This window comes from Pseudomonas sp. NPDC007930, from assembly GCF_042958985.1.
Taxonomy (GTDB): Bacteria; Pseudomonadota; Gammaproteobacteria; order Pseudomonadales; family Pseudomonadaceae; genus Aquipseudomonas.
Map to the genome: position 1 here is coordinate 172481 of NZ_JBIBKC010000002.1, position 15142 is coordinate 187622.

Here is a 15142-nt window from a genome sequence, read left to right on the forward strand (position 1 = left end):
GGTTACCAGCGTGGCGCGTCGCTGCCCGGCGGTACCGAGGGCCGGCTGAAGCCCAGCGGGGTGCGCGCCAGTTGCGCGCAGGGGCGCACCGCGCACAGCTCGCCAAAGCCTGAGGGGCCGGTGTCGAGCCACGGCGTGAGCGCGCCATTGCCCGCCGGCACGCTGCCCAGGCGTGGCAGGCCGCGCAGCCAGCCGGCGGTTTGCGCCAGCGACAGGCTCACGTGCCAGCTGCCGCCCTCGAGTTGCTGGCGGCGCAGGGTGCTGGCCACGGCAAAGGCCAGCAGCATCCCGCTGGCTTGGTCGAGCACCTGGTAGGGCAGGGCGCGCGGCAGGGTGTCTGCGAAGCCCTCGGCTTCGGCCAGGTTGAAGCCCATGGCGGTTTGCAGCAAGGAATCGAACCCGCGCCGGCCGGCCCAGGGCCCTTGGTCGCCATAGGCCGAAAGCGACACGTAAACGATCCCCGGCCGCCGCGCCGCCACCGCCTCGGGGCCAAAGCCACGGGCCGCCAGCGCGCCGGGGCGGTAGGCCTGGAGGAACACCTGGGCGCCGTCGACCAGTTGCCACAGCGCCTGCTCGCCGGCGGCGCTGTTCAGGTCAAGGTGGGCCGAGCGTTTGCCGCGGCTGGTTTCGGCCAGGGCGGCGATGTTCGGCAGGTAGGGCGCGTTGACCAGCATCACGTCGGCGCCGCTGGCCGCCAGGGTGCGCCCGCCCACCGGCCCGGCGAGGATGCGCGCCAGCTCCAGCACGCGCACCCCGGCCAGCGGCCGCTGGCTTTGGTCCAGCTCCGGCAGGGGCAACGGCGCGGCATCGCCGAGGCGCGCCACCTGCAGCAGCGGCCGGCCCTTCAGGGCCTGGCCCTGGGGGCTGGCATCCCATTGGGCGAAGCTGCGCAGGGCGGTGATGACCAAGCCGCGCTCGGCGCCCTGGCGCTCCAGTTCCAGTGCCGGCCAACCCAAGGCGGCGGCTTCGGCCTCGGCGCGGGTGGCGGTGGCCGGGGCCAGCCCGAGCAGCGCCAGGGCGCCGTGGCGGTGGTGTTCGAAGTTGGCATGGATGCGCACGTAACCGTCGGCGCAGCGGTACAGGCCGCTGAAGGCATCCCATAATGCCGGTGCCTCGCCATTGACGCTGAACCAGGCACTGGCTTCGGCCTCGGCGTGGAGTTTGTCCACGCTCACGTGCTGGCGCGCCACGCCGCGCAGGTGGCCCAGCTCGCAGGCCGCCAGCGCCGCCGCGCCGGCCGCGGCCTGCACCGCCAGGCCCACGGCAAAGGAGGAGGGGAACAGCGACGGGCCGGCCGGCAGGCTGCACAGCGCCAGGGCCGCCTCGGGGAGGTGTTGGCTGCGCCACAGCGCTGCCAGGAGGTCTTCAGCGAGCATGAGGGGTTCGCTCCGGGCGAGGGGCCGCCAGCGGCCCCACAAAAAAGCCCCGGGCTAAGCCGGGGCCTGTTACACGCCAGTATCGCTTATTTGCCGATGGTCTGGCCGAGGAACCAGGCGCGTTCTTCCGCCTGGTCAACCCACTCTTCCAGCAGGCTGGTGGTGGAGATGTCGTTGGCTTCGTCGGTCACGGTGTGGGCCGAACGCATGAAGGCCGCCAGCGATTGGTTGTCGTCGTGCAGCTCGGTAAGCATCTGTTCGGGGGTCAGGCCCTCGACTTCGCTTTCAGCCAGGCGCTTGAGCTCGACCATCTGCGCCAGCGAACGGATGCTCGGCTGGCCGATCTTGCGCGCGCGCTCGGCGATCACGTCGGTGATGCCGTACAACTGGGTGGCTTGTTCTTCGAGCAGCAGGTGGTAGTCACGGAAGTGGCTACCGCTCATGTGCCAGTGGTAGTTCTTGGTCTTGATGTACAGCGCGAACACGTCAGACAGCAGCACGGCCAGGGCCTTGCCCACTTCCGCCTGGTTCTGGATGCGGGTGTCTTGCGGCTGTTCGGCCTTGGCCTTGACGTTGGCAACGGTTTTCAGTTCGGCTTTGGTATTGGCGACTGCCATGGAGTGGCTCCCTTGCGAGTGGCTAACATGGGCGATGGCGGCTTGGCCATCGGGCTAATGATGTTGACCACGGGCGGGAGAAAATGATCAGTCGGTGTTGCGGATAACCGCCCTTTGCCCGGCACAGCCGGAGTGCCGGACCACGGCCTCCCACCAGATTTGTGTAAGCGCTTGATTTACGGAGCAACACAGAACCTGTGGGAGGCCGGCTGTGCCGGGCGAGGGGCCCTGAAGCTCATGCACAAAATCAGCAGAGCTTACAGATTGATCCCTTCATGAAGCCCTGAAATGGCTTAAGTAGGCACAGCCGGGCGAACGGGGCGCCTCAGGACGGCTCATACCCCAAGATCGGCGACAGCCAGCGCTCGCTCACCCGCAGTTCCTGGCCTTTGCGCCGGGTGTAGGCCTCGACCTGGTCCTGGTCGACCTTGCCGACGCCAAAGTACTGCGCTTGCGGGTGGGCGAAGTACCAGCCGCTGACCGCCGCGGTGGGGAACATCGCGAAGTGCTCGGTGAGGGTCACGCCGCTCTGGTTGCCTTCGTCGAGCAGGGCGAACAGGGTGCCCTTTTCAGTGTGGTCCGGGCAGGCCGGGTAACCGGGCGCCGGGCGGATGCCACGGTACTGCTCGCGGATCAACGCTTCGTTGTCGAGTGCTTCGTCAGGCGCGTAGCCCCACAGCTCTTTGCGCACCTGTTCGTGCAGCCACTCGGCGCAGGCCTCGGCCAGGCGGTCGGCGAGGGCCTTGACCATGATCGAGTTGTAGTCGTCGCCGTTGTCCTGGTAGCGCTTGGCGAGCTCGTCGGCGCCGATGCCGGCGGTGGTGATGAAGCCGCCCATGTAGTCGGTCACGCCGCTGCTCAACGGCGCGACGAAGTCGGCCAAGCTGAGGTTCGGCTTGCCGTCGGGCTTGATCGTTTGCTGGCGCAGGTGGTGCAGCTTGGCCAGGGGCGCGCCGGCAGCGTCGAACAGTTGGATGTCGTCATCGTCGACCTGGTTGGCCGGCCAGAAGCCGACCACCGCGCGGGCCTTGATCAGTTGCTCGTCGATGAGCTTCTTGAGCATGGCCTGGGCGTCGGCGAACAGCGCCGTGGCGGCTTCGCCCACCACCTCGTCGGTGAGGATGCGCGGGTACTTGCCGGCCAGGTCCCAGGAGATGAAGAACGGCGTCCAGTCGATGTACTCGGCCAGGGTCGCCAGGCTGATGTTGTCGAGCACCCGGGCGCCGGTGAAGCTGGGCTTGACGCTCTGGTAGCCGGCCCAGTCGAACGCCGCCTTGGCCTGCACGGCCTGGGCGTAGGGCATGCGCTCGGCGCGGTTGCTGCGCGCGGCGGTGCGCTCGCGCACCTCCACGTAGTCGGCGCGGGTGCGCTCGACGAAGCCGGCTTTCAGCTCCTTGGACAGCAATTGGGTGGCCACGCCCACGGCGCGCGAGGCGTCGGTCACGTACACCACCGCGTCGTTCTTGTAGCCGGGTTCGATCTTCACCGCCGTGTGCGCCTTGGAGGTGGTCGCGCCGCCGATCATCAACGGCAGGCTAAAGCCCTGGCGCTGCATCTCGCGGGCCACGTGGACCATCTCGTCGAGCGACGGGGTGATCAGCCCACTGAGGCCGATGATGTCGCATTTTTCGTCGCGGGCGGTTTGCAGGATCTTCTCCGCCGGCACCATCACGCCGAGGTCGACAATGTCATAGCCGTTACAGCCCAGCACCACGCCGACGATGTTCTTGCCGATGTCGTGCACGTCGCCCTTGACCGTGGCCATGAGGATCTTGCCCTTGGCCTCGGGCTTGTCGCCTTTTTCCGCTTCGATGAAGGGGATCAGATGCGCCACGGCCTGTTTCATCACCCGGGCCGACTTCACCACCTGGGGCAGGAACATCTTGCCCGAGCCGAACAGGTCGCCGACCACGTTCATGCCGCTCATCAGCGGGCCTTCGATCACCTCGATCGGCCGCGCGCACTGTTGCCGGCACAGCTCGGTATCTTCGACGATCCAAGTGGTAATGCCCTTGACCAGCGCGTGCTCGAGGCGTTTTTCCACCGGGTAGCTACGCCACTCTTCGGTTTCGGCTTCCTTGACCGCGCCGCCGCCCTTGAACTGCTCGGCGATGGCCAGCAGCGCCTCGGTGGCGTCGCCGTTGCGGTTGAGCACCACGTCTTCGACCTTCTCGCGCAACGCCGCCGGGATCTCGTCGTAGATCTCCAACTGGCCGGCGTTGACGATGCCCATCGAAAGGCCGTTCTGGATCGCGTAGTAGAGGAACACTGAGTGGATCGCCTCACGCACCGGGTTGTTGCCACGGAACGAGAACGACACGTTCGACACCCCGCCCGAGCTCAGCGCGTAGGGCAGGTGGTCGCGGATGTAGGCGCAGGCGTTGATGAAGTCGACCGCGTAGTTGTTGTGCTCGTCGATGCCGGTGGCCACGGCGAAGATGTTCGGGTCGAAGATGATGTCTTCGGGCGGGAAGCCCACTTCATTGACCAGAATGTCGTAGCTGCGCTGGCAGATCTCGGTTTTACGCGCTTCGGTGTCGGCCTGGCCCTGTTCGTCGAAGGCCATCACCACCACCGCGGCGCCGTAGCGCTTGCACAGGCGGGCGTGGTGCTTGAACGCCTCGACGCCTTCCTTCATGGAGATCGAGTTGACGATGCCCTTGCCCTGGATGCACTTCAGGCCCGCCTCGATCACTTCCCACTTGGAGGAGTCGATCATGATCGGCACGCGGGAAATATCCGGCTCGGAGGCGATCAGGTTGAGGAAGGTGACCATCGCCGCCTTCGAGTCGAGCATGCCCTCGTCCATGTTGATGTCGATCACCTGGGCGCCGGCTTCGACCTGTTGCTGGGCCACTTCTAGGGCTTCGCTGTACAGCTCTTCGCGGATCAGCCGGGCGAACTTCGCCGAGCCGGTGATGTTGGTGCGCTCACCGACGTTGACGAACAGCGAGCTGCGGTCGATGGTGAACGGCTCCAGGCCCGACAGCCGGCAGGCGCGGGGGATGTCCGGGACCACCCGTGGCGGGTGCTTGGCCACCGCCTCGGCGATCGCGCGGATGTGCCCCGGGGTGGTGCCGCAGCAACCCCCGATGATGTTCAGCAAGCCGGCGCTGGCGAACTCTTCGACCACCTCGGCCATTTGCGCCGGGGTTTCGTCGTACTCGCCGAAGGCGTTGGGCAGGCCGGCGTTGGGGTGGGCCGAGACGAACGTGCCGGCCTTGGCCGCCAGCTCCGCCAGGTACGGGCGCAGCTCTTTGGCGCCAAGGGCGCAGTTCAGGCCGACGGAAATGGGCTTGGCGTGACGGATCGAGTTCCAGAACGCCTCGGTGGTTTGCCCCGACAGGGTGCGCCCGGAGGCGTCGGTGATGGTGCCGCTGATCATGATCGGCAGTTCCACGCCGTCTTCCTCGAACACCTGCTGCACGGCGAAGATCGCCGCCTTGGCGTTGAGGGTGTCGAAGATGGTCTCGATCAGGATCAGGTCGGCGCCGCCTTCGATCAGGCCGCGGGTGGCCTCGGTGTAGTTCTCCACCAGTTCGTCGAAGGTGACGTTGCGGTAGCCAGGGTCGTTGACGTCCGGGGAGATGGAGCAGGTGCGGCTGGTCGGGCCCAGCACGCCGGCGACAAAGCGCGGGCGGTCGGGGGTTTCGAGGGTTTTCGCGTCCGCTACCTGGCGGGCGATGCGCGCGCCCTCGACGTTCAGCTCGTACACCAGCGCTTCCATGCCGTAGTCGGCCTGGCTCACCTGGGTGGCGTTGAAGGTGTTGGTTTCGAGGATGTCGGCGCCCGCGTCGAGGTAGGCCTTCTCGATCTCGGCAATCACCTGCGGCTGGCTGAGCAGCAGCAGGTCGTTGTTGCCCTTGACGTCGCTCGGCCAATCGGCGAAGCGCGTGCCGCGGTAGTCCGCTTCTTCGAGCTTGTAGCTCTGGATCATGGTCCCCATGCCGCCGTCGAGAATCAGGATGCGGTCCTTGAGGGCGTTGTGAAGGGCCTGGAGGCGGGCGCTGCGATCGGGCATGGAAGGGCTCTGAATCAGGTCAGTGAAAGGCGCGAATGATAGCAAAGCTGAAGGCCGCTTGATCACCGCCGGGCCTTGCATGAATCAGATTCATGTTGAGGCCGTTCGACGACCGGTCATCGAAACGCGCGAGCAAGACGCGCTTTTTATAGTCACAGCCGGTGAGGGTGCACGCTTTCGGTGCGCGAACGTGGTCGTGGTAAAGGGCAAAACCAGATGTTGATTTCAATTCAGGCACTTCGGGCGCTGGCCGCCTGGACGGTGGTGTGCCATCACTTCATGCAGATTTTTTTCGATTTTCACCCCCAGGGGCCGATCGGCGAGTTCTTCAGCACCCGCGGGCAGGTGGGCGTGGATTTGTTCTTTGTGATCAGCGGCCTGGTGATTTACCTCTCGACCCACGACAAACCCCAGCCGCCACGGCGGTTCCTGCTCAACAGGGCGCTGCGCATCGTGCCGGCGTACTGGTTCTACACCGCCCTGATGGGCTTGTTGTTGATCAGCGCCGGGGCCTACATGCCCCATGGCGAGGTGAGCTGGCCGACCTTCTTGCTGTCGTTGTTGTTCATCCCCGCGGAAAACCCCGGCGGCTACGGCCTGTACCCCACGCTCAACGTGGGCTGGACACTGAACTACGAGATGTTCTTCTACCTGGTGTTTTCGCTGGTGTTCCTGGTGCCGCGGCGGTTCCGCCCGTTGCTGGTGGCGGGGGTGTTGTTCGTGATCGTCGAGGGCGTGACTCACTGGGGTGGGCTCAGCCGCTTCTACGCCAACAATATCGTTTACGAATTCGTGCTCGGCATCGGCCTGGGCGTGGCCTGGCGCCGCGGCTGGGTGCGCAGCGGGCGCTACTGGCCGCTGGCGTTGATCGTGCTCGGCGCGGTGACCATCTATCGCCTCGAGCCGAACAACCGCCTGCTCGACTGGGGCCTGCCATGCGCATTGATCGTGCTCGGCTGCCTGGCGCTGGAGCCATGGTTCCAGCACAGCCGCTGGCTGAAGGCGCTGGGGGACCGCTCGTATTCGGTGTACCTGGTGCACCTGCTGGTGCTCTACGCTGGGTACTTCATGACCCAGCAGTGGGGCGTGGGGCCTTATTGGGTGTTCTTCGGCTTTTGCGTGCCGGCCATCGCCTGTGTGTCGTGGCTGAGCTACGAACTGCTGGAAAAACGCCTGTACCAGCGGATGAAAGCCTGGGCCCTGCGCAAGCCCGGGCAGGTGGCGGTGCCGCTGGCGTAACGGGCTTTACCTGACAAGAATGGTAGGACTTTATTCCCAGGCCCGCTTTGGCGTACACTGCGGCGTAGACTGTGAGGAACCTACATGAGCGCTATAACCATTACCGACGCCGCCCATGATTACCTGGCTGATCTGCTTTCCAAGCAGAACACCCCGGGCATCGGCATCCGCGTATTCATCACCCAGCCGGGCACCCAGTACGCCGAGACGTGCATTGCCTACTGCAAGCCCGGTGAGGAAAAACCCGACGACATCGCCCTGGGCCTGAAGAACTTCACCGCCTACATCGATGCCATCAGCGAACCGTTTCTCGAAGACGCGGTGGTCGACTATGCCACTGACCGCATGGGCGGCCAACTGACCATCAAGGCGCCGAACGCCAAGGTGCCGATGGTCAACGAAGACAGCCCGCTCAACGAGCGCATCAACTATTACCTGCAAACCGAGATCAACCCGGGGCTGGCCAGCCACGGCGGCCAGGTGAACCTGGTCGATGTGGTCGACGACGGCGTGGCCGTGCTGCAGTTTGGTGGCGGCTGCCAGGGCTGCGGCCAGGCCGACGTGACCTTGCGCGAAGGCATCGAGCGCACCCTGCTCGAGCGTATCCCGGAGCTCAAGGGCGTGCGCGACGTGACCGACCACACCCAGAAGGAAAACGCCTACTACTAAGGGCGTGCCTTGGCCGGGGCAGCGTCAAGGCTGCCCCCGGTAGAGGTGAGCGTGGCCAGCGCTGTACAGGCTCGACGCCTCGAACGGATCATCCCCCAGCACCTTGCCCACCAGGATCAGCGCCGTGCGCCGAAAGCCCTGGGCGGCCACCTGCGCCTCGATGGTCGCCAGGCTGCCGCGGGCGATGGCTTGGTCTGGCCAACTGGCGCGGTGCACCACCGCCACTGGGCATTCAGCACCGTAATGGGGCAGCAGCTCGGCAACGATCGCCCCCAGGTGCTTGACCCCCAGATGAATCGCCAGGGTACTACCGTGGCGGGCGAGGTCTGCCAGTTGCTCGCCGGCCGGCATCGGCGAGCGGTCGGCGTAGCGGGTGAGAATCACCGTTTGCGCCAGGCCCGGGAGGGTCAGCTCGGCCTCCAGCGCCGCGGCGCAGGCGGCGGTGGCGGTGACCCCGGGGATGATCTCGAAGGCGATGCCCAGGCGCCGCAACTCGCGGATCTGCTCGCCGATGGCGCCATACAGGCTGGGGTCGCCGGAGTGCACGCGGGCGACGTCTTCGCCACGGGCATGGGCGGCGGCCAACTGCGCGATGATTTGCTCCAGGTTGAGCGCGGCGCTGTTGACCACGGTGTGTGCCTGGTGGCCGGCGAGCACGGCCTCGGGGACCAGGGAGCCTGCGTAAACGATGACCGGGCAGCGTTGGATCAGCCGCTGGCCTTTGACGGTGATCAGCTCGGGGTCGCCGGGGCCGGCGCCGATGAAATAAACAGTCATGAATGGGTTTCACGCAAAAGGGGTTCGGCCAGCGCCACGGTGGCGGCGGGGCCTGCCAGGCGCGGGATGCTGAGGGTTGGAGGCTGGCCGGTCAAGTATTGGCAGTGGGCCAGGGCGGCGCTTTCGGCCACCCCGGCGCAGCCGGTGTGGGCCAGGCTCAGGGCCGAGCGGTGGCTGAGCTGGCCGGCGTAGGGGGCCAGTTGCTCGGCGCTGTAGCCGGCCAGCGGCACCCCCAGGTGCTCGGCCAGTTGCCGCAGGCCGGGCTCGGCCAGCTTGCGCTCGAGGCTGGCCAGGCCGCGCACCGCGCTCAGCGGGCGGCCGGCCAGGGCGTGTTCGAGCAAGGCCAGCAGCGCCTCGAAGGCGCAACCGCGGCGGCAACCGAAACCGGCAATCAGCATGGGTAACCTGTGGGGGAATGTTTCCAGGGCCTGCATCATACCCCAAGGTTTTGCTAGGCTAGGCCTCCGCCGCCATGAGGGTTACCCGTGCAGAGAGAAGAACGCGACGCGCTGGAGCTCGAAAGGTTGATCGCCGAAACCCGCAAGCTCACCGCCGAAGCCCGCAAGTTCGTCGCTGAAGAGCGCAAGTACCGCCGCGATGCGGTGTTTTACCCGCTGTTCGTCGGCGCCGCGCTACTGACCGCCGCGGCGGCGATCGCACGCTTTGTGTTGCACCCGTTTACTTGATCTTTCAAAGCCCAGGGTTCACATTGTGCTTAACGCCCTGCTCATCGAGGTAAAGCCATGAGCCGCCAGGAATTCGAAACCCAGTTACAGAAGCTCCGCCAGGAGGGCGCGGCCGTAGACGCCCTGCTGCAACGGCGCGAAACCTTCGTTGGGCGCTACGGTGTGATCCCTTTCGCCATCGGTGCCGGCCTGGCCGCGGTGGCGCTGTATTCGATGGGCGTGTTCAAATTCGTTTAAGCCCCGCCGTTTTCCCCTCTATACCCTTGCCACCTCTGGTAACGCCCGCCGCCATTGCAGCGGGCTCATGCCGGCTGCGCGGCTGAAACTGCGGCAGAAGTGCGACTGGTCGGCAAACCCGCATTCCTGGCTGATGTGCGAAATCGGCAAGCGGCTGCCTTGCAGCAACTGGCGCGCGCGCTCAAGGCGCGCCTCCAGGGACCAAGCCTGGGGCGAGAGCCCGGTGGCACGCTTGAAGGCGCGGGTAAAATGGCTGCGCGACAACCCGCATTGCTGGGCCACTTCCGCCACCCGTTGCTGGCCTTCGACGGCACTGGCCAGCAGTTCCTTGGCCTTGCGCTCTTGCCACGGCGCCAGGGCCAGGCGCTCTGGGGCCGGCGCCCGCTGGCGAAAGTGCCGGCAGAGTTGCTCCGCCGCCTGCTGCAACGGCCCTCCGGCGGCGCTGCCCAATGCACTGTGCAGGGCGTCGAGCAACTGCTGGCCGCGGGGGTCGAGCGAGGGTAGGGTGGCGGCGTTCATGGCCTGGGCTCCGGGAGTGATCCAATACCCATAGCCTGCCCGGCGCCGCCGGCAGAGTCCTGAAAGTTTTCTGAAAATTCCCTATTGGCCTGCCTTCAGGCCCCTACCAATTGTCCAACTGTTTACGTTGGGCCTGCAGCTCTGCCGCGCTCAGCGGCACATAACCCTGCGCCCCCGCAGTTTGCGCGGCCACCAACGCCTGGCCTTCGTCACTCAGGGCCAATTGCAGGTAGGCCTTGATGAACGGCGCCAACGGCGTGCCCGGCTCGGCACTGACGAACAGATGCAGGTAAGCGCTCAGCGGGTAATGGCCCGCACGCACGCTGGCCAGCTCCGGCCCGTAGGCCGGCTCGCCGGCGCCGCGGCTGAGGGGCAGCAGGCGCAGTTCCGGCGCAGTGGCTTCAGCGTTGGCCCAGCCGACCAAGGCAATGCCGTGGCTGTCGCCGGCCAGGGCCTTGAACACCGCGGCGCGGTTAGCCAGTGCTTCGTAATGGGCGCTGAAGGGTAGCCCGCCGAAGCGGTCCATGCGCTGGTGGGTCGCAAAACCGCCATCGTCGCGCAGGCCGTACACGTGGATGCGCCGCTCGGCCCAGTCGCCGCTCAAGCCCAGTTGGCCCCAGGTGTTGATGTCGCCCTCGGGCTGGCCGGCGGTCACCAGGCGTGCCAGTTGCGCCAGGCTCAATTGCCTGAGCGGGTTGCCTGGGTGCACATACACCGCCGGCGGTGTGTTGCCGTTGGCCCGCGGGCCATGGCCGGCGTAACCGATGCGCACGTCCAGCGGCGCGTGGCCAAAGGCCTGTTCATAGCCGTGCAGGTCCCCCAGCCACGGTTCACGGGCCATGGGCGCGATGGCCGCGGCGCCGGCGGTCAGCGCCGGGATGGCGGTCGAAGACCCCTTGGCGGTGACCGCGAAGCGGAAACCGGGGTGTTTCTCGATGAACAACGCGTTCAACTGCTCGATCAACGGTTGCATGCCGTCACTGCCGATGATCGCCACAGCGCCGTCGGCGTTCAGGTAAGCGGCCTGGGCCGGTGGCGCCAGGGCATCGGCCTGGGCCGCGCAGGCCCCCAGGCAAGCGGCCAGCAAGAGGCCACGGCGGATAACAGCGATCATTGCGGGGCTACCTCGTCGAGTTTGGCAAGCTCAGCCTGGGCCTGTTCGGCGCTGAGCGGAAAGTACCCCTTGGGCTGGCTGGCGATGATCGCCTGGCCTTGGCGCGAGAGCACGAAACGCAGGTATTCACGCACCACCGGGTCGGCGGCCTTGCCGGGTTCGCGGCGCAGGTAGAGGTACAGGTAGCGGCCGTAGGGGTACTGGTCGGCCAGCACCTCGGCGGGGCTGCCGGTGGTCACCCGGCCTTGGGCGTCGCTGACGGGCAGGGCCTTGATCTGGGTGTTGCTCAGGCCGATCGCGGCCACGGCGATGCCGGCTGGGTCCTCGGCCAAGCGGGTGAGGATCGCTTCGGTATTGGTGTAGGCCTCGTAGCCTGGGGCCAGCGTGCGCCCGCCCAGGTGGTTGGCTTGCAGGTAGGTGCCAAAGCCGGTGAACTCCGGCGTGCCATAGGGGTGGATGCGGCGCTGGCGCCATTCGCCGGCCAGGCCCAGTTGGCCCCAGGTCGACAGGTCGCCCTGGGGGTTACCGGTGCTCACCGCGCGGGCAACGTCGGCGGCGCTGATCACCGCCAGCGGGTTGGCGCGGTTCACGTACACCGCCAGCGAGGTTGCCAGGTGTTTGGAGGTGTCGTTGGCGGCATGGGCGATGCGGATTTCCAGCGGTGGGCTGCCCACCGCGCGGGTGAAGGCGGCCACTTCCAGGGGGTTGATCTCCCGGCCCATGGCGCCAAACAGGGTGGCGCCGTACATCAGCAGCGGTACCGCAGTGGTGGTGCCCTTGGATTCGTCGGCGAAGCGCCAGCCTGGGTGGCTAGCGCTCAGGGCCTGGTTGAAGCGCTCGACGATGTAGCGCACGTGCTCGGCGCCACCGATGCGCAGCGCGCCGTCCGCGCTGAGGTAGGGCGCATGGGCGCTGGGCTGCACGGCCTGGGGTACGTAGGTGGGCAGGCGTGGGTCCAGCGCTGGGGCGCTGGCGGCCCAGGCCTGGCTGCCAAGCAGCGCGGCGGCGGCCAGGGCCAGGCAGCGCGGGTAAGGGTGGGGAGGGCGATAAGGCATGGGCGGCTCTTGGTGGTGGGAATAAGGCAACGGTGCGTTTATTCCCTACACGAGTGAGCCGCCACCAGCCCTCAGCGCTGAATGGTATTTATTTGCATTGGCTAGGCGCCCGGAGCCGCCGCGGGCGCGGGGAGGGCCGGCAGCGGCGCGCCCTTGGGCCACAGCAGCCAGAGCTGGCCGCTTTGCTTCATGTTGCCGGCCAACTCGCCGGCGGCGTCGCCAGTGCCCCAGAACAGGTCGGCGCGCACCTCGCCAGCGATGGCGCCGCCGGTGTCCTGGGCGGCCACCGGGCGTTGCACTGGGCTGCCGTCGGGGCGGGTGGTGTTCAGCCACAGCAAGCTGCCAAGGGGGATCACCTTGCGGTCGATGGCCACGCTATAGCCATCGGTGAGCGGCACGTTGAGCGAGCCGCGCGGGCCCTCGTTGCTGTCTGGGCGGGTGCTGAAAAACACGTAGCTGGGGTTGCTGCCCAGCAGTTCGTCGATGCGCTGCGGGTTGGCCTCAGCCCAGGCGCGGATGCGGCCCATGCTCACTTCGTCTTTGTTCAACTGGCCTTGCTCGACCAGCCAGCGCCCGACCGGCTTGTACGGGTAGCCGTTCTGGTCGGCGTAGCCGATACGCAATTGCCGGCCGTTGGCCAGTTGGATGCGCCCAGAGCCCTGAATCTGCAGGAACTGCAAGTCCATCGGGCTGGCCAGCCAGGCCAGTACCGGCGCGTTGGCGCCTTTTTCGCGCAGGGTGCTGGCGTCGTCGTAGGGCTTGAGTATACGGCCCTCGAGGCGCCCGCGCAGGCGCTTGCCCTTGAGCTCGGGGTAAAGGCTGTCGAGCGAGACGATGATCAGGTCATCGGGCACGCCGTACACCGGCACCGTGTGGCTGGCATCGCGGGCCAGGCTGCCGCGGTACACCGGCTCGTAATACCCGGTGATCAAGCCCTGGGGGCCGGCCGCCGAGCGCAGGCTGTAGACCTGCAGCTGTTGTTCGAGGAAGCCGCGGATGGCCGCGGCCTCAGGCGGCACCGCGGTGGCGGCGGCGCACACGCTGGCCCATACCGCGTCGCGGCTGAGCTTGGCGCAGCCGGCGCGCCAGGCGTTGAAGCCGGCGACCAGGTCGGCATCCGCCGTGGCGGGTAGGTCTTGCCATTGCGCGGGGGTATAGGTGGCCACCGGCGCCGGCGGCTTTGGCGCGGGTGGCGGGCGGTTGTCGCAGCTGGCCAACAGGGCGCAGGCCAATGCCAGCGGCAGGGCGCGCCCTAGGCGCGGGCGGGTGAACGAGGGCAAAGGCACGGCGGCGGCTCCGGCGGGGCAAAGCGGGTTAGCTTGGGGGGGCGAACGGCGTACGTCAAACCCAGCCGTGGTTAAAGCTGATCGCAAGCTAATGAAAGTCTTAAAAATATGTTTCACGCCGTTTCATTTGTCCCCTCGGGAACTTCTTCCCCTTAATCAGGCCGGGCCCGCGCTAGAGCGGGCGCGTTGAAACCGAGCACATGGGGACGATAACGATGACACAGCACCTGCAACCCTGGAGCACCCTGGCCCTGGCGGTCACCCTGGGGTTGGCCAACCTGGCCCAGGCCAGTGAGCAATCCGCCAGCAACGGTTTTGTTGAAGACAGCAGCCTCGACCTGCTGGCGCGCAACCTGTTCTGGCACCAGACCGCCAAGGGCGACCCGCAGCGCGACTGGAGCCAGGCGCTGATGCTCAACTACAGCTCAGGCTTCACCCAGGGCACGCTGGGCGTGGGGGTCGATGCCTATGGGTTCCTCGGCCTGAGGCTCGACGGCCACAGCGGCCACAGCGGCGGCCCGACGGTACCGCAGGACAGCAGCGGCAACCCCGCCGACAGCTGGGCCAAGGCCGGCGGCGATGTGAAGCTGCGCATCGGCAGCACCACGGTGAAAGTCGGCGACCTGCAGCCGCAGGCGCCGGTGTTCGCCACCGCCGACAACTACCTGATCCCGCAAACCGCCGAAGGCTTCAGCGTGCTCAGCCATGACATCGCGCACCTGACCCTCGACGCCGGGCGCTTCACCTCAGGCACTGGGACCACCACTCAGCGCCATGATGGCGACATCATGGCTGCCTACGCCGGCGTGACCGCGCGTTCGGCCAGCTACGCCGGCGCCCGCTACCGCTTCAGCCCGGAATTCACCGCGGCGCTGTACGCCGGCAACCTCGAGGATGTGTGGAACCAGTACTACACCAACCTCAATTACGCCCACGCCTTCAACGCCGAGCAGGCGCTGACCCTTGACGGCAACCTGTACCGCACCCTCGACGCCGGCAGCGCCAAGGCCGGGCCGATCGACACCACTGCGTTCTCCCTCAGCGCCGCCTTCACCCAGGGCCCGCACACCTTCACCCTGGCCGGCCAGCACGTGAACGGTGACGAACCCTTCGACTACGCCGGCTTCGGCAGCACCCGCGACGGCGTGGCCGGTGGCCGCTACGGCAACGGGATCTTCCTGGCCGACTCGCTGCAATACTCAGACTTCAACGGCCCCCACGAAACCTCGCTGCAGGCCCGTTACGACCTTGACCTGAGCACATTGGGGGTGCCCGGGCTGGGCTTGATGGCGCGCTACGTGCACGGCAGCGGCATCGACGGCAGCCACACCCCGGGCAACTCGGCCTACGCCGGCTTCTACGGGCATGACGACAGCGAGCATGAAACCGACGCCGAGGTGAAGTACACCGTGCCGAGCGGCCCGGCCAAGCACTTGACCATTCACCTGCGCCAGGCCTGGCACAGCGGCGACGCGGCGACCGGTGGGCACCTGATGCAGACGCGCCTGATCACCGAGTACCCGCTCAGCATTTTCTGAAAGTGAAA

General features: G+C 66.9%; 14 protein-coding genes. 5 read left to right on the plus strand and 9 right to left on the minus strand.

Features of this window, described 5'->3' with window-relative positions:
* Window positions 1-2: 2 nt before the first annotated feature.
* The 3 genes from ACFZCE_RS05200 to metH form a co-directional block, all read right to left on the minus strand.
* The gene (locus ACFZCE_RS05200) at window positions 3-1376 is read right to left on the minus strand and encodes a CoA transferase (protein ID WP_390936713.1); all 1374 of its coding nucleotides are present in this window, start codon (window positions 1374-1376) and stop codon (window positions 3-5) included.
* An 86-nt stretch (window positions 1377-1462) separates the two neighbouring features.
* A complete protein-coding gene (locus ACFZCE_RS05205; protein ID WP_390936714.1) occupies window positions 1463-1993 on the minus strand; it encodes a ferritin-like domain-containing protein in 531 nt (176 codons plus the stop codon).
* Window positions 1994-2318: 325 nt separating this feature from the next.
* The gene (gene metH / locus ACFZCE_RS05210) at window positions 2319-6014 is read right to left on the minus strand and encodes a methionine synthase (protein WP_390936715.1); all 3696 of its coding nucleotides are present in this window, start codon (window positions 6012-6014) and stop codon (window positions 2319-2321) included.
* Between the two features lie 216 nt (window positions 6015-6230).
* On the opposite strand from metH, the gene ACFZCE_RS05215 reads away from it, so the two are divergent.
* Window positions 6231-7253, plus strand: a complete 1023-nt coding sequence (locus ACFZCE_RS05215; RefSeq protein ID WP_390936717.1) for an acyltransferase family protein — start codon at window positions 6231-6233, stop codon at window positions 7251-7253.
* Window positions 7254-7337: 84 nt separating this feature from the next.
* A complete protein-coding gene (gene nfuA / locus ACFZCE_RS05220; RefSeq protein ID WP_390936718.1) occupies window positions 7338-7922 on the plus strand; it encodes a Fe-S biogenesis protein NfuA in 585 nt (194 codons plus the stop codon).
* A 24-nt stretch (window positions 7923-7946) separates the two neighbouring features.
* Here nfuA and cobM read toward each other — a convergent pair whose 3' ends face one another.
* Together cobM and ACFZCE_RS05230 are read right to left on the minus strand one after the other, a co-directional pair.
* The gene (gene cobM / locus ACFZCE_RS05225; RefSeq protein ID WP_390936719.1) at window positions 7947-8699 is read right to left on the minus strand and encodes a precorrin-4 C(11)-methyltransferase; all 753 of its coding nucleotides are present in this window, start codon (window positions 8697-8699) and stop codon (window positions 7947-7949) included.
* Window positions 8696-9097, minus strand: coding sequence for a cobalamin biosynthesis protein (locus tag ACFZCE_RS05230; protein ID WP_390936721.1), 402 nt, complete (start codon window positions 9095-9097; stop codon window positions 8696-8698). Before ACFZCE_RS05230 ends, cobM begins: the two co-directional genes overlap by 4 nt.
* Before the next feature lie 87 nt (window positions 9098-9184).
* On the opposite strand from ACFZCE_RS05230, the gene ACFZCE_RS05235 reads away from it, so the two are divergent.
* Complete coding sequence (locus ACFZCE_RS05235; protein ID WP_390936722.1) at window positions 9185-9385, plus strand: hypothetical protein; 201 nt, start codon at window positions 9185-9187, stop codon at window positions 9383-9385.
* A gap of 57 nt (window positions 9386-9442) precedes the next feature.
* On the plus strand, window positions 9443-9622 hold the full coding sequence (locus ACFZCE_RS05240) for a hypothetical protein (RefSeq protein ID WP_390936724.1): 180 nt from the start codon (window positions 9443-9445) through the stop codon (window positions 9620-9622).
* 18 nt (window positions 9623-9640) lie between these two features.
* On the opposite strand, the gene ACFZCE_RS05245 is transcribed toward ACFZCE_RS05240, so the two are convergent.
* The 4 genes from ACFZCE_RS05245 to ACFZCE_RS05260 all read right to left on the minus strand — a co-directional run bounded on the left by ACFZCE_RS05245 (window position 9641) and on the right by ACFZCE_RS05260 (window position 13590).
* Window positions 9641-10141 (minus strand): helix-turn-helix domain-containing protein, encoded by a 501-nt coding sequence (locus ACFZCE_RS05245; protein WP_390936725.1) that lies wholly within the window; start codon window positions 10139-10141, stop codon window positions 9641-9643.
* Between the two features lie 103 nt (window positions 10142-10244).
* Complete coding sequence (locus tag ACFZCE_RS05250; RefSeq protein ID WP_390936727.1) at window positions 10245-11255, minus strand: substrate-binding domain-containing protein; 1011 nt, start codon at window positions 11253-11255, stop codon at window positions 10245-10247.
* Window positions 11252-12310 (minus strand): PstS family phosphate ABC transporter substrate-binding protein, encoded by a 1059-nt coding sequence (locus ACFZCE_RS05255; protein ID WP_390936729.1) that lies wholly within the window; start codon window positions 12308-12310, stop codon window positions 11252-11254. The genes ACFZCE_RS05250 and ACFZCE_RS05255 overlap by 4 nt, the downstream gene beginning before the upstream one ends.
* A gap of 101 nt (window positions 12311-12411) precedes the next feature.
* Window positions 12412-13590, minus strand: a complete 1179-nt coding sequence (locus ACFZCE_RS05260) for an MltA domain-containing protein (protein WP_390937486.1) — start codon at window positions 13588-13590, stop codon at window positions 12412-12414.
* Between the two features lie 221 nt (window positions 13591-13811).
* Here ACFZCE_RS05260 and ACFZCE_RS05265 point away from each other — a divergent pair, with 221 nt between their 5' ends.
* A complete protein-coding gene (locus ACFZCE_RS05265; protein WP_390936731.1) occupies window positions 13812-15134 on the plus strand; it encodes an OprD family outer membrane porin in 1323 nt (440 codons plus the stop codon).
* Window positions 15135-15142 lie beyond the last annotated feature (8 nt).